Source organism: Pedococcus dokdonensis (assembly GCF_900104525.1).
GTDB lineage: Bacteria > Actinomycetota > Actinomycetes > Actinomycetales > Dermatophilaceae > Pedococcus > Pedococcus dokdonensis.
The window spans coordinates 2,684,960-2,702,854 of record NZ_LT629711.1 but is presented as its reverse complement, the minus strand read 5'-3'; the positions used below and the strand labels follow the sequence as shown (position 1 = coordinate 2,702,854).

General features: G+C 67.9%; 15 protein-coding genes, 1 tRNA gene and 1 riboswitch. Of the genes, 5 read left to right on the top strand and 11 right to left on the bottom strand.

The features are described from left to right. Window positions 1-4: 4 nt before the first annotated feature. The gene (locus tag BLQ34_RS12740; protein WP_231961131.1) at window positions 5-2,710 is read left to right on the top strand and encodes an AMP-binding protein; all 2,706 of its coding nucleotides are present in this window, start codon (window positions 5-7) and stop codon (window positions 2,708-2,710) included. Here the strand turns inward: BLQ34_RS12740 and BLQ34_RS12735 are convergent. The 7 genes from BLQ34_RS12735 to BLQ34_RS12705 form a co-directional block, all read right to left on the bottom strand. Beyond that, the gene (locus BLQ34_RS12735) at window positions 2,621-3,682 is read right to left on the bottom strand and encodes an ABC transporter ATP-binding protein (protein WP_091786108.1); all 1,062 of its coding nucleotides are present in this window, start codon (window positions 3,680-3,682) and stop codon (window positions 2,621-2,623) included. The two genes, BLQ34_RS12740 and BLQ34_RS12735, sit on opposite strands and share 90 nt — an antisense overlap. Continuing rightward, complete coding sequence (locus BLQ34_RS12730; protein ID WP_231961129.1) at window positions 3,679-5,169, bottom strand: ABC transporter permease; 1,491 nt, start codon at window positions 5,167-5,169, stop codon at window positions 3,679-3,681. The genes BLQ34_RS12735 and BLQ34_RS12730 overlap by 4 nt, the downstream gene beginning before the upstream one ends. Before the next feature lie 45 nt (window positions 5,170-5,214). Next, window positions 5,215-6,249 (bottom strand): iron ABC transporter substrate-binding protein, encoded by a 1,035-nt coding sequence (locus tag BLQ34_RS12725; protein ID WP_091786103.1) that lies wholly within the window; start codon window positions 6,247-6,249, stop codon window positions 5,215-5,217. Window positions 6,250-6,344: 95 nt separating this feature from the next. Further along, window positions 6,345-6,647 carry a hypothetical protein gene (locus BLQ34_RS12720; RefSeq protein WP_091786100.1) on the bottom strand — a complete coding sequence of 101 codons (303 nt, stop codon included), beginning with the start codon at window positions 6,645-6,647 and terminating at the stop codon, window positions 6,345-6,347. Window positions 6,648-6,694: 47 nt separating this feature from the next. After that, complete coding sequence (locus BLQ34_RS12715) at window positions 6,695-6,982, bottom strand: DUF4287 domain-containing protein (RefSeq protein WP_091786097.1); 288 nt, start codon at window positions 6,980-6,982, stop codon at window positions 6,695-6,697. 74 nt (window positions 6,983-7,056) lie between these two features. Beyond that, window positions 7,057-7,371, bottom strand: coding sequence for a DMT family transporter (locus BLQ34_RS12710; protein WP_197674699.1), 315 nt, complete (start codon window positions 7,369-7,371; stop codon window positions 7,057-7,059). A gap of 11 nt (window positions 7,372-7,382) precedes the next feature. Next, window positions 7,383-7,446: riboswitch (guanidine-III (ykkC-III) riboswitch) on the bottom strand. 115 nt (window positions 7,447-7,561) lie between these two features. Then, window positions 7,562-7,630: transfer RNA gene (locus tag BLQ34_RS12705), tRNA-OTHER, on the bottom strand. 123 nt (window positions 7,631-7,753) lie between these two features. On the opposite strand from BLQ34_RS12705, the gene BLQ34_RS12700 reads away from it, so the two are divergent. Then, window positions 7,754-8,269 (top strand): hypothetical protein, encoded by a 516-nt coding sequence (locus BLQ34_RS12700; RefSeq protein WP_091786092.1) that lies wholly within the window; start codon window positions 7,754-7,756, stop codon window positions 8,267-8,269. 422 nt (window positions 8,270-8,691) lie between these two features. Here the strand turns inward: BLQ34_RS12700 and BLQ34_RS12695 are convergent, their stop codons facing one another. Together BLQ34_RS12695 and BLQ34_RS12690 are read right to left on the bottom strand one after the other, a co-directional pair. Then, window positions 8,692-9,945, bottom strand: a complete 1,254-nt coding sequence (locus BLQ34_RS12695) for a hypothetical protein (RefSeq protein WP_091786089.1) — start codon at window positions 9,943-9,945, stop codon at window positions 8,692-8,694. A 748-nt stretch (window positions 9,946-10,693) separates the two neighbouring features. Beyond that, window positions 10,694-11,011 (bottom strand): YegP family protein, encoded by a 318-nt coding sequence (locus tag BLQ34_RS12690; RefSeq protein ID WP_091786086.1) that lies wholly within the window; start codon window positions 11,009-11,011, stop codon window positions 10,694-10,696. Between the two features lie 428 nt (window positions 11,012-11,439). Here BLQ34_RS12690 and BLQ34_RS12685 point away from each other — a divergent pair, with 428 nt between their 5' ends. Both BLQ34_RS12685 and BLQ34_RS12680 read left to right on the top strand, forming a co-directional pair. Then, window positions 11,440-12,933 (top strand): hypothetical protein, encoded by a 1,494-nt coding sequence (locus BLQ34_RS12685; RefSeq protein ID WP_231961127.1) that lies wholly within the window; start codon window positions 11,440-11,442, stop codon window positions 12,931-12,933. Between the two features lie 799 nt (window positions 12,934-13,732). After that, the gene (locus BLQ34_RS12680; RefSeq protein WP_157693036.1) at window positions 13,733-14,248 is read left to right on the top strand and encodes a hypothetical protein; all 516 of its coding nucleotides are present in this window, start codon (window positions 13,733-13,735) and stop codon (window positions 14,246-14,248) included. 14 nt (window positions 14,249-14,262) lie between these two features. On the opposite strand, the gene BLQ34_RS12675 is transcribed toward BLQ34_RS12680, so the two are convergent. Next, window positions 14,263-14,646, bottom strand: coding sequence for a hypothetical protein (locus BLQ34_RS12675; protein ID WP_157693035.1), 384 nt, complete (start codon window positions 14,644-14,646; stop codon window positions 14,263-14,265). Between the two features lie 314 nt (window positions 14,647-14,960). On the opposite strand from BLQ34_RS12675, the gene BLQ34_RS12670 reads away from it, so the two are divergent. Beyond that, complete coding sequence (locus BLQ34_RS12670) at window positions 14,961-15,176, top strand: hypothetical protein (RefSeq protein WP_091786075.1); 216 nt, start codon at window positions 14,961-14,963, stop codon at window positions 15,174-15,176. Window positions 15,177-15,218: 42 nt separating this feature from the next. Here BLQ34_RS12670 and BLQ34_RS12665 read toward each other — a convergent pair whose 3' ends face one another. Then, window positions 15,219-17,732, bottom strand: a complete 2,514-nt coding sequence (locus BLQ34_RS12665; protein ID WP_157693034.1) for an SNF2-related protein — start codon at window positions 17,730-17,732, stop codon at window positions 15,219-15,221. Window positions 17,733-17,895 lie beyond the last annotated feature (163 nt).

Sequence of the window (17,895 nt, the reverse complement as noted above, 5' to 3'; positions counted from 1 at the left end):
CTCGGTGTCGCTCGCGCCCCCCGCCCCCCGATCGGTCGGCAGCACCCTGCCGGGCCTGCTCCAGCCGCGACGCTCCACCTGCGGCTTCGTCGACGGCCTGGCGGGGTGGGGCGACCGGCCGGCCGTGCACACCCCCGACGGCGTCATCACCTACCGCGAGCTCGCCGGCGCCGTGCGCGCGGCCAGGACGCAGCTCTCGACCACCCGGCAGCTCGTGCTCCTGGCGGCCGAGAACACGGTCGACTGGCTCACCACCTACCTCGCGGCCCTGAGCCTTGGGCACGTGGTGCTCCTCGCGCCCGGTGACCGACCGGCCCACGTGGCGGGGCTCGTCGAGCGCTTCCGCCCGGGGACGGTCGCCCAGCGCTCGGGTTCGGCGTGGACGGTGGCGCCGCAGGTCGGGGTGCCCGAGCACGACCTGCACCCCGATCTCGCGCTCCTGCTCCCGACGTCGGGCTCGACGGGGTCACCGAAGCTGGTGCGCCTCTCCCACGACAACCTCGACAGCAACGCGGCCTCGATCGTGGAGGCCCTCCACCTGACCGAGCGCGACCGGGCGATGGCCGCGCTCCCGGTGCACTACAGCTACGGCTTGTCCGTGGTGCACAGCCACCTGGCCTGTGGTGGCAGCCTCGTCCTGAGCGACCTCTCCGTCGTCGACCCCTGCTTCTGGACGCTCTTTCGCGACTCGGGGGCGACGGGGCTGGCCGGGGTCCCGCACACCTACGACCTGCTCGAGCGCAGCGGCTTCGCCGAGCGGGACCTCCCCGGCCTGCGCACGCTCACCCAGGCCGGCGGGCCGCTGCCCGCCGCGACGGCCGACCGGTTCCGGGCCCTCGCCGCGGAGCGGGGCTGGCGCTTCTCGACGATGTACGGACAGACCGAGGCCACGGCCCGGATGGCGGTGCTGCCGCCGGAGCTGGCGGCCACACATCCCGATGCCGTCGGCGTGGCCGTGCCGGGTGGGTCGTTCCGCGTCGACGCGGTCCCGGCCCACGACGAGCCGCTCGCCGAGGGCGTCGGCGAGCTCGTCTACAGCGGCCCGAACGTGATGCTGGGTTACGCGACCGGCGTGGCCGACCTCGCCCGGGGCCGCGACGTGCACGAGCTGCGCACCGGTGACCTCGGCACCGTCGACGCGGCCGGCGTGGTGCGCGTGGTCGGCCGCCGGAGCCGGTTCGCGAAGGTGCTGGGGCTGAGGCTCGACCTCGACCACCTCGAGGGTGACCTCGGCGCTGCGGGTGCCCCCGTCCGCTGCCTCGACCTCGGTGGCCGGCTCGGCGTGGTGACGCCGCGCCCCGGCCACGCCGAGACCCTGCTCGAGACCTTGGGGGACCGGCACGGGCTTCCTCGCACGTCGGTGGTCGTCCTCGACGGCTGCGAGCTGCCGATCCTCGCCTCGGGCAAACCCGACTACGTGGAGATGCGGACCCAGCTGACCGCCGTCGCGGCGGAGGTGGACACCGCGGGCGCGGACCGGTGCGAGCTCGTCGTGCGGCTCTACCGCGACCTGCTCGGGTGCCCGGCTGCCAGCGCCCGCACCAGCTTCGTCGACCTCGGCGGCGACTCGCTGTCGTATGTCGAGGTGTCCGTCCGCCTCGAGGAGGTGCTCGGCACCCTGCCCGCCGACTGGCAACGGCGCACGCCCACGGACCTCGCCGAGGCCAGCACGATCCCGGTCACCGCCAGCGACGCGAGGCCCCGCTGGCGGCGCGTGGAGACCAACGTCGTCATCAGGGCACTGGCCGTCCTGCTGATCCTCTCCAACCACACCAAGCTGGCCGATCTCCCCGGCGGTGCGCACACCCTGCTCGTCATCGCGGGCTACAACCTCGCGCGCTTCCAGCTCACCGGGCGAGCGCCACGGGAGCGGGCGGCGCGGATCCTCCACGGGGTGTTGCGCATCTGGGCGCCGAGCGCGGTCTGGATCGCGGTCGTCGCCGTGGTCGTCGGCACCTATGACTGGCGCAACGTCCTCCTCCTCAACCAGGTGTTCGGCGACTGGGCCCGCTGGGGGCCGCACTGGCACTTCTGGTTCATCGAGGCGCTCGTGGCGCTGATGGTCGGGGCGGCGGCGCTCTGCCTCGTCCCCGGCTTCCACCGCCTGGAGCGGCGCCACGCCTTCGCGGTGCCGATGGCGCTGGTCGGGCTGGGGCTGCTGACCAGGTATGCCGTGGTGATCCCGGACGCGGGGCCGTACCGGGGAGCCAACGCGCTCGTGCTCCTCTGGCTGTTCGCGACCGGCTGGGCGGCCAGCCGGGCCACGAACCGCTGGCAGCGGCTGCTCGTCTCGGCGGTGCCGGTGCTGACGCTGCCCGGGTTCTGGCCGACCATGCCGGGACGTGAGGTGACCATCATCGCCGGAGTGCTGCTGCTGATCTGGGCGCCGACCCTGCCGGTGCCGGCGGTGACCGTCCGGGCGATGTCTGCCGTGGCGTCCGCCTCGCTCTTCGTCTACCTCACCCACTTCGCGGTCTACCCGCACGTGATGCCCGTGAGCTCCGGGCTGGCCGTGCTGGCCTCGCTCGCGGTCGGGCTGCTCTACTGGAAGGTCTGGGGCTGGGCCTCGGCGGCGGTGGGTCGCCGCGCCCGGGCGACGGCAGGCGCCCTGCGGCGGCGGTCAGCCGTCGGCCGTGGCATCGTCGGGGAAGGCCCGCACGGCGCCGACCACCTGCACCGCGACCGGCGTCCCCGCCGCCCAGGCCTCTGACCCGTTGACCCGGGCGACGACGCGACGTCCGGCGCTCCCGTCGGGCCCGACGAGGTCGAGCGAGACCAGGGCGTCGTGGCCGAAGTAGGTGGTCGAGACGACACGGGCCCGCAGGCCGCCGTCCTCCCGCGTGAGCCGGATCTGCTCCGGACGGACGAGGACGTCGACCCGCCCCTCGGGGGCGGTCTCGTCGAGCTCGAGCACACCCAGGTCGCTGTCCACCTGGTGGCCCTGGACCACCCCGCTGACGAACTGTGCCTCCCCGAGGAACCGCGCCGACCGACGGTCGGCCGGGGCGCCATACACCTGCAGGGGCGTGCCGACCTGGGCGAGGTGACCGTCGTGCATGATCGCCACCTGGTCGGCGAACGACAGCGCCTCGGCCTGGTCGTGCGTGACGAGGACGACCGTGACGCGCTCGTGGTGCAGTGCCTCGGCCACCGCTTCGCGGGTGGCGGCGCGGAGCCCGGTGTCGAGGGAGCTGAACGGCTCGTCGAGCACGACCAGCCGCGGTCGAGGGGCGAGGGCGCGGGCGATCGCGACGCGTTGCTGCTGGCCACCGGAGAGCTGGTCCGGGCGCCGCCCCATCAGGCCCGCGTCGAGACCGAGCAGCTCGAGCAGCTGCGAGATCCGAGCGGTGTCCTTGCGCTCGGAGCGAGGGAGCCCGAAGGCGACGTTGGCCGCGATCGACAGGTGGGGGAAGAGGTTGCCCTCCTGGGCGACGTAGCCGATCCGCCTGCGCTCCGGCGGAGTCCAGGAACCGTCGCCCGCGACGGTCTCGTCGTCGAGGGCCACCGAGCCCGCAGTCGGTGTCTGGAAACCGGTGACCACCCGCAGCAGGGTGGTCTTGCCACAGCCGGACGGCCCGAGGATCGCGGTCGTCGAGCCCGAGGGCACCACCAGGTCGATGCCGTGCAGCACCTCGGTCGGCCCGTAGCTGGCACGCACGCCGCGCACGTGAAGGCTGGTCACAGGTCAGGCTCCTGGTCGGAACGATGCAGCAGCAGATAGGTCACGGGAGTCGACACGAGGATGAGGGCCGCGGCGTAGGGGGCCGCGCCCGCGTAGTCGATGCTCTCACTGGCGCTCCAGAACGCGGTGGCGAGGGTCCGCACGCCCGTGGGAGCGAGGATCAGCGTGGCCGTCAGCTCTGTCGAGACGGCGATGAACACCATCGCGAAGCCCGCCAGTGCACCTGGGAGCGTCAGCGGCAGCAGCACGCGGGCGAAGGCCCGCGTCGGCCCGGCGCCGAGCGCCCGCGCCGCCTGCATCAGCTCCTCGGGTGCGTGCGCCATGGAGGCGCGGATGCTCACCATCGCCCTGGGGATGAACAGGATCGCGTATGCCGCGACCAACACGATGCTCGTCTGGTAGACCGGGCGCGCGTAACGGATCGTCAGGGTGACCAGTGCGAGGGCGACCACGACCCCGGGGAGCGACGACGCGACATACGTGGCTCGCTCGATGAGGATGCTCAGCCAGGACCTGCGACGGCTGATCAGCCAGGCGACCGGGAAGGCGGCCAGGACCGTGAGCAGGCCTGCCACGACAGCGAATCCGATCGTGCTGCCGACCGTCACCAGCCAGGTGTGCGCGTCGAAGGTGGGGTCACCGGCGGCGAGCCACCGGGCGAGGCTCGCGATCGGGACCCCCAGCGCGGCTGCGGTGAGGGAGGCCATCAGGAGCAGCGCCGGTGCGGTCCACCGGCCGAGGGCTGCGGGCACCACGCGTCGCGAGGTGCCGCGGCCGACCCGCGCCTGACGGCTGGTGCCCCGCAGCAGCTGGTCGGCGGTGAGCAGGCCGAGGCACAGGGCCATCAGGACCAGGGCGAGGAGGCTGCCCGCGCTGTCGCTGAAGGCGACCTGGAACTGCTCCAGGATCGCCGTCGTGAACGTCGGGAAGCGCAGCATCGCGAGCACCCCGAACTCGGCCAGCAGGTGCAACGACACGAGCAGCATCCCGCCGACCGTGGCGTGCCGCAGCTGGGGCAGCACCGCGCGCAGGAAGGCCCGCCACGGACCCAGCCCGAGGGAACGGGCCGTCTCCTCGACCGTCGGGTCGAGGCTGCGCAGCGCCGCGGACACCGGCAGGAAGACGAACGGGAAGTAGGAGAGCGTGGTCACCAGCACCGCGCCGCGCAGCCCTTCGAGGTCGGGGCGGACGGTGACCCACGCATAGCTGTTGACGAAGGCCGGCACTGCAAGCGGGCAGACCATGAGCACGCGCCACACCCGTGCACCCGGCAGCGCGGTCCGCTCGACCAGCCAGGCCGTGACGATGCCGAGCAAGGTCGTCGCGGCGACCGTGAGGACGACGAGTGCGGTGGTGTTGCGGAGCAGCTCGCCCACCCGAGGTCGCCACAGCAGCGTGCGTGCGGCGTCCCAGCCCACGTCGACGCCGGACGCCACCACCACGCCCAGCGGCAGCAAGCAGAGTGCCGCCACCGCGAGGCTCGTCACGACGACCGGGATGGGGGACGCCGCCCCCCTCGCGGACCTGGCCACCTAGAGGATGCCTGCCTTCGTCATGAGCTCGATCACCTTGGGGCCATTGAGCTTCGAGGGGTCGATGTCGGGTGCTTCCAGGGAGTCCAGCGGCTCCAGGGCCGGGTCGGACGCGACACTGGTGCCGACCGCATACTCCTTGGCGCCGCTCGTGGCCAGCATCTTCTGCCCCTCGGGGCTGGTGACGAAGGCGAGGAACTTCTGGGCGTTGGCCGCGTGCTTGCTCGACTTGAGGACCGCACCACCGGACAGGCTCACGAACGCACCGGGGTCCTGGTGGTGGAAGTAGAGGAGCTTGGTGTTGCCGCTGCCCGCCTTCGTGAGGGCCTGGTCGCGGTACCAGTAGTAGTGGTACATGATCCCGACCGGCACCTGGCCGGCATTCACGGCCTTCATCACGGCGATGTTGTTCTGGTAGATCTTGCCGCCGTCCTTGAGGCCCTTGAGCCAGGCCGCCGTCCTGGCCTCGCCCTGCGTGTCGAGGATCGCCGAGACGATGGCCTGGAAGTCGGCGCCGCCGGCGGCCGCACCCCATTTGCCGCTCCACTTCGGGTCCTGCAGGTCCATGATCGACGTCGGCAGCTCGGCCTCGCTGATCTTGCTGGGGTTGTAGACCAGCACGGTGGAGCGGGCGGCGATCCCGATCCACTCCTTGCTGGAGGGCACGTGGTCGCTGCCGACCTGAGCGATGGTCTTGTCGTCGACCGTCGCCAGCAGGCCCGCGTCCTGGACCGTCGTCATGGCCGGGGAGTTCTCGGTGAGGAACACGTCGGCCGGGGACTTGGCACCCTCCTGGACGATCTGGTTGCCCATCGACGAGTCGCTGCCATAACGGATCTGCACGTCGATCCCGGTGTCCTGCTTGAACTTCTCGGCCCAGGCCTGCGTGAGGTTCTCGTGCTGCGCGCTGTAGATGGTCAGCTTGTCGGGGTCGAGGTCCTTGCCCGCTTCGAGGCTGCCGTCGCCGCTGCAGGCGGCGACCCCGAGCAGGCTCGCGACGCCGAGTGCAGCGAGGATGAACGGTCGAAGAGCCACGTGAGTCTCCTGGGTCAGCGCGACCCGACCGGCCGCATAGGAAAGGCTTACCTAACCAAAGCGTACAGGCCCGTGGGAGCAGCCCGAAGTCCCGTCTAGACGTGCCGCCGCAGCCAGGCGTCCGGGCGCTCGGGGAAGCCGGCCCACGCCCCCACCCCACCCGACTTCACAACCAGCAGCAGGTCATCGGGATGCAGGTGCTCGCCGAGCTCGGCCCGCAGCAGGGTCGCGTACTTCGAGGTCACCACGACCCAGGTGCGGGCGAGGTAGTGCCACCAGTCCTCCAGCGTCGTGAGGTAGTCGAGCAGCGGGTCGTCGTCCTGCCCGCCGCCCGCAGCTCGTAGCTGACGATGGATGTGGCCAACGCTCGCCGCCTGTCCTCGATGTGGTCTGCCCACCTCAGTGACCGCTTCGGGAGCCGATCGTGACGTGACCGGGCGGGGCCTCAGCTGTCCCGTCGGGCGATGCCGTCGAGGCGCAGCAGGTTGGACTCGTCGCGGTGAACCCCAGTGGTGCCGACGTGCTTGTCGCTGATCTGTGGACCCTTGGTCAGGACGTGCACGAACGCCATCGCGTGCCCGCGCCCCACGCCGTAGTCGTCCTTGAGCCACTCGCACACGACCCCCGCCTTGGTGTCGGTGCCGAATCCCTTGGCGTGCGCCTCGTCGAGGAGCTCCTGCGGGGTCCTGCCGGTCTTCGTCTCGAGCGCGTCGAGGTAGGCCTGGAACGACATGTGTCCTCCTGCTGTCCTGCGTGGTGGTCCGGTCGCCATTCTGACCGCCGCGCGCAGCAGGACTCATCGCCCGCTCAGTGGGCCAGCTTGAGGCCGACCACGCACCCGACGAGACCTGCGATGAGCAGCAGCTTCACCGGGGTGACGGACTCGGCCCCCGTCACCATCCCGTACGCCACGGTCAGCGCCGCGCCGATGCCCACCCACACGGCATACCCGGTCCCGACGGGGACGGACCGCAACGCGTAGGCCAGTCCGCCCATGCTCAGCAGCAGACCGACGACGAACACGAGCGAAGGGGTCGGGCGGGAGAAGCCTTCGGACCTGCCGAGGGCGACGGCCCACACCGCTTCGAGGACACCCGAGACGACGAGCACGAGCCAAGCCATGATGAGCTCCCTGAGCGCCGTCTTGTCGCACACCGGGTACGGCACCGCTCGTCCGGGAGCCGTGGTCGGCTCTGCTCCCAGTCTCTCAACGGGCTCTGCGCCAGCCAAACCGGTCCGTGGTGACCTTGGTCTCCAGCTCCAGCTCCAGCTCCAGCTCCAGCCCCGGTGCCGTCGCGGCACGGGCGGTGCGTGGTGGGCCCCGTGGGACTCGAACCCACAACCTACGGATTAAAAGTCCGTATTGACATCGTGGGCGCCCGGCGGGACACTCTCAATCAGCAAGCAGGACAACAGAATCATGGTTCAATCCACTTCGCTCTAGTTCTGCCCACTGACCCCTGTTCTGCCCACCATCTGCCCACCAGCTGCCCACGGAGGAAGCATGAACGTCACCCATCACGCGGCCACCTTCATCGCTCCGGGCGACGAGGACGAGTACGACACGGCGTGGGACGCCTGGACCGGTGAGCTGTTTGCCGTGGGCCTCGAGCCCACGTCCAACCTCCCGGTGAGCGAGGACGGCGCCCGCCGGTCCTTCCTGCTGGGGGAGGTGGACGGCGACCGCACATGGAGCGGGCCCGGCTTGGACGGGGCCGGCTTCGACGCGCCCCGCGGCGCGACGGTGGAGGTCGAAATCTACATCGCCCCGGCTGACGCCGAGGCGTACGGGATGCTGCGCTACACCAAGGACAGTGGCGGGGAGATTGCAGCCATGCTGGCGGACGCCAATCCCGGCGAGTACGCAGAGGCGTGGACGGCTGACCTCGAGTACACGATGAGCCGTGCGGCGATGTGGGCCCGGGGTCGAGGGTTCAGGATCGTCGAGCAGGACCTCGACGACGCCGATGCCGATACCCCGTGGGCGGTCCGGGTGCTCGTGCCCCGGACGACGACATAGGGGAACAACGGTGGCGTGGACGACCACGTAAGAACCGGGCTCAGGGCGGCAGGTCGGCTGGCCGCCAGTAAGGGTGAACTGCTCCCGGTCGCCAACGCAGAGAACCGGCCCCCGCTCATCTAGGGCGGGGGCCGGAGGCGTGCTGCAAGGGGTCTAGAACGACCGCAGAGCCACGGGGTTGGCACGGCCGGGTGCGGACGATCGGTAAGACCGGCCCGCGCTGTCTAGAGAGCTGTGGTGTGGGGGCTGCCCATGCCTTGGGGCAGGCGGTGAAACACCCTCGCGACCACCGCCAGCGCCTGTGCTGCTAGCGCAGGCGAGGAGCAAGTCTGATCGCGATGCTCCCAGGACTTGACCCCCCGTTGTTTAACCGAGGCCCCCCATCCCCTGTCTACTATCCCCCCGAAAATTTCCTCCCAAACCTACTGGTTGAGGGAATCATAAACACGCTCAACGGCCCTGGACACATTCTTCGGTTCGCCAACGGGAATCGAGACTTCGCCCTGCATGACCACATCGTGGCCCCGCGCAGTCGCGTGCCAAGAGACTTGAAGCTGCCGCAGAGAGGGGTCTTGGACGATGACGCACATCCTGTCGTTGATCGAGTGTGACGCGGCAGGACGCAGGGTAGGGATTGTTACGGTCACTGATATCGACCCGCCGTTGTCGAAGCGGAATGTAGGGCCGTTCACGGGTCGGACCGGAGCCAGATTCATGGGCACGAGGTGCCCGTAGTCGGGCATGGTCGGTATGAGGCTCCGGGTGTAGGGACCATACTTGCGGGGTGGTTTTGGCAGCCACGTGCCGTAGTCATAGTCGTCGCCGTAGCGGCTCTTGAGGCCGACGATGTCGCCGGCAATGTAGAGCTGGACCTCGACGTCCTCGAGGAAGTGTTGCCCGGCGTTCCTGATGTCAATGCGAATGGGCTTCACGTGGTGCTTAACGAACTTGCGGACGATGTCGGGCCGGGCGTCTAGGCAAGCAACCCCCCAGCGGTCTACCTCGGCCTGAAATTCTGACTCTGATCGAGACTCCTCCACGGTCCGATAAAGGCCGCCCATGATTGCGCTCGCCTGAAGGCCTTGTAGTCCCAACGCGTTCACCACCGAGGCCGCCGGCCCTTTGCCGGGCAAGCTGCTCAGCAAGGAAGCGCGGGCCTTCGCTATGGCTTGGTTGCCGGCGCTGGTATCGACTTCATATGCGTGGACGGGACCTACGAGGTCGACAGTTACCTCCGGTCGAGGCTTCGCTGGGCTCGATCGCTGGACGAGTTGGCCAATCTCGGCGCCGTTAGCCTTCCTCGTTTCGCCATCGGCTCTGATGTAGATGTCACCGTCTTGCAGGGACCCGCTGGTCTGGAGGCAGGGATAGGGGGCTTCTCCCCAAGTGGGAGGGGACACGACGATGATGAGGACTTGGTTGTCGCCGTCGCCGCTGACGCGTTCGACGTCCCACCGTGGACCGACTCCGACGAATGGATCGATGAGCCGACGAAGCTCGTGATTTTCGATCCGAGGTATCCCCGCAGCGGCACCAGGCGCTACGCCGGCCACGAGCACAGCGAACCCATCGAGGCGTTGCGCCGCGTCGTCAGGCATGCGGTTGGCTGCGCCGAGGATGAACTTGGCGATCTTGACCTGGTCGGCCTTCGAGCTCAGGTCCAACTGGCTCTTCATCTCCAGACATCTCGACTCGGCCTGATCATCCAAATAGGTGAGTCCGTCTACAAACGACTCCCATCCCATGCTTCCCCGCGGCAGGTGGTCAAACACTGTTTCCCTTTCGCAGTGCCAGGTCCGGTGTATTCGATTTCAACACGTCCAACCTTGGACTTCTAGCGCTTTGAGTTTCTGGCAATGAGCCAACCCACTGCCACGAAGAGGACGGCGGGAAGAATGGACGCGCGGGCGACTGGACGGGGAGCTTCAACTGGCCGACTAGCGAGCTCTCGCAGCAGCGTCGCAACCTCTTGCTCTGAGCGCCGATCTTCCGTCCTGATCAGGCGATCAATCCAGTAGCGACCAAGCCCGGCGTACGCCGCCCCCACCAACCATGAGGACGTTGCGTCCGGCGCCTGCAGGCCGACGATCCCAGCGAAGGCCACGTAGGCGGCGATGACCCAACTCGAGAAGGATCGTGCGTCGTGCCATAACCGCCGCGGCGACCATGCCGCCATCAGCAGGACGATGGACCCACCAGCGATCGCTAGTACATCTTCCTTTGTGAAGGAGCCGGGAAGCACGAGGCCAAGCAGCAGCATCCCGGCGGCGGCGGTTGCAACCCAACGCGCCCGCCTCCCCTGAGTCACGGGTGGGGCAGGGATTGAAGGGGGCGGGAAGTCCATGAGCGATTCCTACCGCGCGGGTACGACAGCAGTCGTGAGGTTGCCGTCGACAGCGGAGCTTGCCGAGCGAAACGTGGCCCCTATGGCCCGTCGGCCGTACCCGCGTTGTCGCGCACGTTGGCCGCAGCTCGCTCTGCGTTGTATTTGCTGGCGAAGCTCTCGCCCGAAGCGGCGACTTTGTCGCTCGACCGCCAGGCCCGCCAGCGCCACTGACCTCCAGAGTCCGCATAAATCTCGTAGCGGGCTGTCGACGCCCCGGCCTTGAAATCCTCCGCCGCTCGGTCGGCGTTCGACTGGCTCGGAAAGGTCTCGCCGGCCCAAGCGACCGTGTCGCTACTGCTATACAGCCACCAGCTGTATTTGTCCTCGCCCTTGGTTTTCCCCGCATCGAACCGCACCACTCACCCCAATCAGTCGTCATCTCGACGCTTTCAGGCAAGTGTCTGGCTCGATCGCTGCCAACGCAAGCGAGAGTCCTGGCAGGGGCTATTCGACCCGTCGCGCGCAAGAGCGACTCCAGGTTCTCTCTCTTGGGGGTGTTACGACCCCGTCATGTTGACCACAGCCAAGAAGCGATCGTGGCAGAAGTTGTAGTTGGCCGGGTGGTGGCCCCGCTAGGAGCGCAGTTAATCGCCCCGACGGTGGACCATGGCATGCATGCAGTGGTCATGACTCAATTGCATAGGGCGCATGGGCCGCCGCCGAAGGACCGCGTTTGCACCTGCTCTCGCGACGCTGTCATCTATATCGGGAGAATCCACTTCGAAAGCCACGCGTGACGGTACGGTCGCCCGTGGCATCATCACACGCACTCGCAGGGGGACACATGGCCGAGGAGAGTTGGCACGAGGCTCGACTCATCCCGACGTCCGGTATCAATGGGGCCGAGGAGCAGGAGCGTCGCGCCACGTCCGCCCTGCTCGCGGTGATGATGGCCGTGCGCGAATTCGGTCGGGGCATCGTTAAGCCGCTGGGAGCCCCCGCCGGGAATCTCGAGTGCTTTATTGAGGTCCCGTTCACGCTGGGGGACAAGCGTCTTTACCCCGATGGACTTATCCGCGTGTCCCGCGGATCGCGTTCGTGGACGGCCCTGGTGGAGGTGAAGACAAGCGGAAATGAGCTGGCGACAGAGCAGCTCGAGAACTACCTGGACATCGCCCGCGAACAGGGTTTCGATGCCGTCATCACCATCAGTAACGAGATACCGGCTGTGGCCGGGCAGCATCCGACGAAGGTCGACAAGCGCAAGCTGCGCAAGGTTGCCCTGCACCATTTGGCGTGGTCACAGGTCCTCGCGGAAGCCGTGATGCAGAAGGAATTTCGCGGTGTTGCGGACCCGGATCAGGCGTGGATCTTGGGCGAGCTCATCCGCTACCTCGAGCACTCGCGGTCCGGGGCGCTTGAGTTCGACGACATGGGCGAGTCCTGGACAGCGGTGCGGGACGCTGTCGCCGCCGGCACGCTACGGCCGACGGACAAGGGCATTGCAACGGTTGTGGCTCGGTTCGACGCACTGCTGCGCTTCACCAGCCTGGGCCTTGGCCGGCGCCTTGGCACCGAGGTTGTGCCGGTCCTTTCGAGGAAGGAGCTGGGCGACCCATCCCTGCGAGCTCAGGCGCTCACCCAGCAGCTCTGTAGCGCTGGACAGCTATCGGGCGCCATCCGCATCCCCGACACGGTCGGACCTCTCGTCGTTACGGCGGACCTGCGATCTGGGCGGGTCACTTGTCACGTGGACTTGGATGCACCCCGAGATGGACGGCCTACGACCCGGGTGAACTGGCTCGTGCGGCAATTGAAGAATGCTCCCGCCACCACTCGCATCGAGTGCTTCACCGCCCACTCGCGTGGCTCGAGCGCTGCGGAACTGCTCGGGGCAGTGAGGGAAAACCCGACGAGCTTGGTCTCTGACCCGAACAGGGAGCTTCGAATCTTTCGGGTCGCGACGTCCTCGGCCTTGGGTACGAAACGTGGTCGCGGTCGCGGGGCGTTCATCGACTCGGTGCTCGGCTCGGTGGACTCTTTCTACGCGGACGTTCTCGGTGACCTGAAGGGGTGGTCTGCGGCGCCGCCCAAACTGCGTGAGGCCAGTCCGTTAGAGACGGAAGGGGCCGAGCCGGTACGACCCGCCAGCCTGTCCTCGACGGACTACTCGTCCCAAGACGGACCCACCTGGGACATCAAACAGCTTGAGACGGAATCAAAGGAGTCCGTGCAGGAATCACCAGCCACGCAGGGGCCGAGCAGTGTGGGCGTTGAGGACATGGGTGCCGATGGCACCTTGGTCGCCAAGGACGAGGCGCTAAGTGCCGGCGAGTGACCCGGGCCTTCTACTTCGGCCTCGGGGCAGCGGAAGCTGACCACCCAAGTAGGGGATAGGCCAGACTTGCCATGCCGAACACGGACAGGTGAAATAGGGGTGGGCCGCACCGTCAAGACACAGATGGGGCCCACCCCCAGATTCAAAACGGTTCGAGCGTGATTGAGACTGAGCCTCGCTGCCACGAGACGGTCAGTCGGTATCCACGCCGCATCCGCACCACCTCCTTCGGCCGGTTGCCTACGCCGCCCGGCTTGGGCAGCAATAAAGAGTGTTAGCGAGGACAGGCAGCAGGACAAGCTTCTGAACCCCGTCACCAGCGTGGCTTCTCGTTGACGTATGCGGCCCGTGACGTCGACGCCATGGCGGTCGGACCGCGACACAGTAGCGGTGTAAAATCGACGAATGCGGGGAACCCATTGGGCCTCTGGCCTGCGCAATCGCCACAGCCCCTCACCCCGCTACCCCTTCACTCCGCTATCTCGCGTCGCACCGCTGCTATGACGACGACCTTCAGAAAGTGAGCCCTCCCATGGAGAGCGATGGGCCAAAACGCGCTCCCAAGAAGGTCCCCCTGGCTCAAAGAACACTGCTCAGGACGGCCGTGAGGGAGTCTGGGAGGCACCTGTCTGTTCAACTAGACGGGGCTTTTGCCTTCGATGACGACGGCCCGCCGCCTCTCAGCCGGCTCTGCCGCCTGGGTGAGCCGGCCTTGAAGGTCTACCTCACTCTGGTGCTAGCTACGCGCAAGGCTCCCCATCAGCTCTTCCGAGGTACGTCCGCCGCACGGTTCGCCAGAATGCTGGGGTATGACAACGCCGAGGACGACAATCCGAAGAGCGCCGGGACGCGCAAGGTGCAGAGGGCGCTCGCCTCGCTGCATCGCGAGGGCTTCATCGTGCGAACGCCTAGGCCGGGTCGGGTAGACCTAATTGAGGTACACCATGTGGCGGGGAAGTTCCGACCGCCCTACGTGACCATTCCGCTCGACCTCTGGGTGTATGGCTGGATCAACGTATTGCCGGGACACGCCCTGTTCGCCTACTTGGTTCTCCGACACGCGTGCGCCGGTGACGAGACACGCGAGGTGCACGTAGCGCCGTACATCCGGTCTGCATACGGACTGAGTGACGAGACGTGGGCGAAGGGCACCAAGTCTCTCGTGCGGTTCGGGCTGCTGACAGAGCGGCTTCACAATCCGGATGACCGCGACCTTCCCCGTCGCCAGCGCAAGGTCTACAAGTTGCGATCCTCCGCAATGGGCTCGGTCGCGACCGTTATCGAGCCAGATCGCCCTCGCTCCGAAGAGGCCTGAGCGAACTAGCATGCTCACGGAGCGTCCGGCTGCCTCACGAGCCCCTCGTCGATTCCTTCTCGCCGCGGCACGCGGACGAAGCCCCGCTCGGGGTCGAGGTCCGGCCGGTAGTCGATGACGAAGCCGTCGCGGTGTACGGCTTCGAGAAACTTATCGAGTTGGGCTTCCATCACGGGAGCATTGGGCTGAAGATTCTGTCGTCGATGCGCAGCCCGGAGCATCCGCACCAGGTATTGGTCGCGGTGCTCGGCTTGGATCGGAGACCACGGGATGGCGCGAGCATCGGCTCTGTTTGTGTCGATCTTGATGACGCCTCGCCGAATGGCGTTGCTCACAGCCGCCTGCGACACGCCGAACTTGTCGGCGACCTTCTGCTGGGTCGCTCCGGCGCGGAGCATCTGCTCCGCCTCTGAGTAGTCGATCTTCTGCGCCCACTTCCCTCGTTTCGTTAGCGGTAGGACCATGCCTTCATGATGCGGTGGCGCAAGGACGGCCGTCAACGAACCCATTGGGATGCAAGGCGAATCGGGCGGTTTGCTAGGACGCTGACTACTGGTCGGCAAACACGGAGCTAGAGGATCTCGTACTTGTGGCGGATCACCGTGGCGTCCGAGTTGGGTGACGATGTGGCAGGGAGGGTGCAATGAGGACGACACTAGGGCGCGCGGGCAGTCTCCGAAGCAGCGTTGCAGGCGATCTTGCGGAGAGCCTAATGACGGCTATCTCGTCCCTGGTTCGCGCAGCGGGTCTCCTGGTGACCATGCTCGCCGCCGGGCTGCTCTGGACGGTTGGGCCCGCTTTGGTGCTGGCCCTTATGGGATACGTCGACGCCGTCGTGAGCAGGCCGTGGATCTACCTTTGGGCCGCCGCCACTCTCGTGGCCGGCGCCCTGACCCTCGACCACATAGAAGCCCGCAATGCCGGGTGACGAGAGAAGGGCCCCCGCCCTGTCCAGGCGGGGGCCTTCTTCTCAGTCGTCCACTTCCCGGGACAAGATCCGGTCCCACGTCTGGCCGAAGCCGAGGTCTTCTCGGGCAAGGTTGGTCCCAAACTCAGCCAGAACCGCACGGAGCGGGGCCGCCTTGTCGGAGCCGAGCGAGTACCCGTTGTCGTTGGCCATCTTCATGGCTTCTTGGCGGACCTCGAGGTAATCCGCCAGTCGCTTCACGTCGGACCGCCCTTTCAAACGACCGTCCTTGGTCGCCGGGACGGCGACCTGCGACAGGAAGCGCTGGAGCCGATTAGGGTCGAAGCTGGAGTAGTCCTTGAACCAGTCGGGATTCTCGGCCGCGAGGCCATCGCGGAACTCCGCCTTGATCTGCTTGAGGTCCTCGGCGCCCTTCTGGTTGACCGAGTGCAGACCACGCTGCTCGAGGATGGAGTCGACCTTCAGCGAGACCGCCGTCCACGAGTCCCACCCGAGTTGGGCGTTGGTGGCGCTGCGGATCTGGGCGGGGTTCTGCCGGGACCGCCAGGCCTCGCCCGAGCCGGGCACGCCCTCGCGGTTGAACTGCGCGGAGTAGACCGCGGACGAGAACTCGCCCCCGACGTTGTCGGAGCCGACGTAGAACCACCCGAACTCGGGCGCCTTGGAGATGTCCTTGGCGTACTTCCGCGAGCGGTCCTCGACCTTCAGGGTCGCGTTGATCCCCGTCTCGTTCTGGGAGAACGACCAGTTCAGGCCGGCCGCCTCCGGGTGCTGCCGGAGGAACTCCTCGTTGACGGTGGTGCCGCGGGCCTTCAGTGCGTCGGCGTTGGACGAGATCTCGCGGTACCGCTGGCGGTAGAAGTCCGCCTTGGTCGCGCCCTCGCCCGACAGGCCGAGGCCCCAGTTCGCGGCGAACTCCAGGATCATGATTGATCGAGCGGTCTTCCGCGCTTTGGCGTCAGCCCACTCCTGGACGTCCTTGGTATTGACGTCCTTGCCGTCCTGCCTCGCCTCGATGATGGCCGAGTTGAGCGCCATCGCGTAGGCGTCGGAGAACTGCTGGCTGTTGCCGCTCTTGAGATCGATTGCCCGCTTCACCCACCCGGGCTCGAATTGGCGGAGCACGGAAGCAGCCGTGTCGTCGGCGGTGACACCGGTCTTCGGGACGCCGAAGCCGAACATCTGCCGGAACAGCGGGCTCTCGCCCACCTTCACGCCGCCGATCTCGAAGTTGGGGTCGGCCACCTCGGGGAACGTCTTGGCCGCGATCGTCGCGACGGGGACCTGGACCATCGGCGAGAAGCCGGGGGCCCACGGGACCTCGCCCTGGAACATCGAGTTGAACGAGTCCTTGCGGAGCTTGAACTCCTCACCCTGCGTGCCGGGGATGCTGATCGGCAGGACGATCCACTTCTCGCGGGAGTCGTCGCCGGGCTTCACCCGGTCGCCGTTCTCATCCACGATGAAGCCGGCGCGGTCGGGGGCGTACCACGTCTTCGTGAGCTTCCCGATCCGCGAGGGGTCGTCGTAGAACAGCCGGCCCCACGCCCGCATCGAGTCCTCCCAGGCGCCGAGGAACGCGAAGCCCATGCGGGCCACGCGGTCGTGCGCCCCGGTGAACCGGGCGGTGTCGTACATCGTCTTCTGCGTGTCCATGATCGCCCGGTGGCGGGCGACCTTCTCGATCGAGGCGCGGGACTGGGCGGAGAGCTCGCCGCTGCGGGCGAGTTCCCGGGCACCCAGTTCCTCGTAGTGCTTGAAGTACCGCTCGGTGTAGAACGGCACCCGGCCCAGCACGGTGTCCGGCTGGTCCGACATCCACCGCACGAAGTTGCGGGTCATCGTCAGCAGGTTGCGTCGCTCGGCGTGCGGGTTGAACACGTCCATCTCGGGGGCGTGGACCGGCATGGCGCCGAACGACTCGGCGTCGGGTAGGCCGGGCAGGCCCGCAAGGGACATGACCGCCCACAGCTCCAGCGGGTCGTTCTCGTACGGCGTGGCGGTCATCACCACGACCCGCTCGGCGGCGTCGCAGAGGCCCTTGACGGCCTCGTAGCGGGCGCCGGCGCCCTTGAGCGCGGACGCCTCGTCCACGACCACCACACGCGGCCGTAGCGTGGTCAGGTGGTCGACGCGGCGGGTAGCCAGGTCGTTGTTGATGATGAGCACGTCTGGGCCGTCCGGGTGGGCGGCGAGGAACGCAGCCATGCGCTCGCGGTCGGCCCTGTTGCCGACCGTCCCGGCCTCGCTTGTGGCGATGCCCAGGTACGGCAGGAATCGCTCCAGCTCGGCCTTCGTCTGGGCGACGAGGCCGGCGGTGGTGATCCACAGGACCGGCAGCCGCGGCAGGTGCTTGCCGCGCTGCGGGGGGAGGGTGGCGGAGTCCGGCGCGGGCTCGCGCAGGTCCCCGCTGTCAGCGAGCCAGCCGATCAGGCTGGCGACCTGGACGGTCTTCCCGAGCCCGACCTCGTCGGCGAGGATCGCTCGCCGCTCGGCCTGGAGGAAGGCCAGACCGACGGTCTGGTGGGGGTGAAGTTCTCCAGCGAAGGTCGACAACCGTGTTCTCCGTTCGTCGGTGCGGACTCGCCTCCAGCGATGTCCGCGTGGGTAGTGGGCCGCCCGCAGGCGGTTGGTCAGCGGTGGCTCCGGCATCGAGCCGGAGCTGGTGTGGGTCGCTTCGCTCCTTCAGCGAAGGAGGACAGGGCACCCAGTGCCCAGT

Excerpts from the sequence above, each read along its gene's own strand:
- BLQ34_RS12715 (WP_091786097.1), bottom strand. The coding sequence starts at position 6,982 with ATGTCGTTCCAGGCCTACCTCGACGCGCTCGAGACGAAGACCGGCAGG.
- BLQ34_RS12710 (WP_197674699.1), bottom strand. The coding sequence starts at position 7,371 with ATGGCTTGGCTCGTGCTCGTCGTCTCGGGTGTCCTCGAAGCGGTGTGG.
- BLQ34_RS12700 (WP_091786092.1), top strand. The coding sequence starts at position 7,754 with ATGAACGTCACCCATCACGCGGCCACCTTCATCGCTCCGGGCGACGAG.
- BLQ34_RS12695 (WP_091786089.1), bottom strand. The coding sequence starts at position 9,945 with ATGAAGAGCCAGTTGGACCTGAGCTCGAAGGCCGACCAGGTCAAGATC.
- BLQ34_RS12685 (WP_231961127.1), top strand. The coding sequence starts at position 11,440 with ATGGCCGAGGAGAGTTGGCACGAGGCTCGACTCATCCCGACGTCCGGT.
- BLQ34_RS12680 (WP_157693036.1), top strand. The coding sequence starts at position 13,733 with ATGCTGGGGTATGACAACGCCGAGGACGACAATCCGAAGAGCGCCGGG.
- BLQ34_RS12675 (WP_157693035.1), bottom strand. The coding sequence starts at position 14,646 with ATGCTCCGCGCCGGAGCGACCCAGCAGAAGGTCGCCGACAAGTTCGGC.
- BLQ34_RS12670 (WP_091786075.1), top strand. The coding sequence starts at position 14,961 with ATGACGGCTATCTCGTCCCTGGTTCGCGCAGCGGGTCTCCTGGTGACC.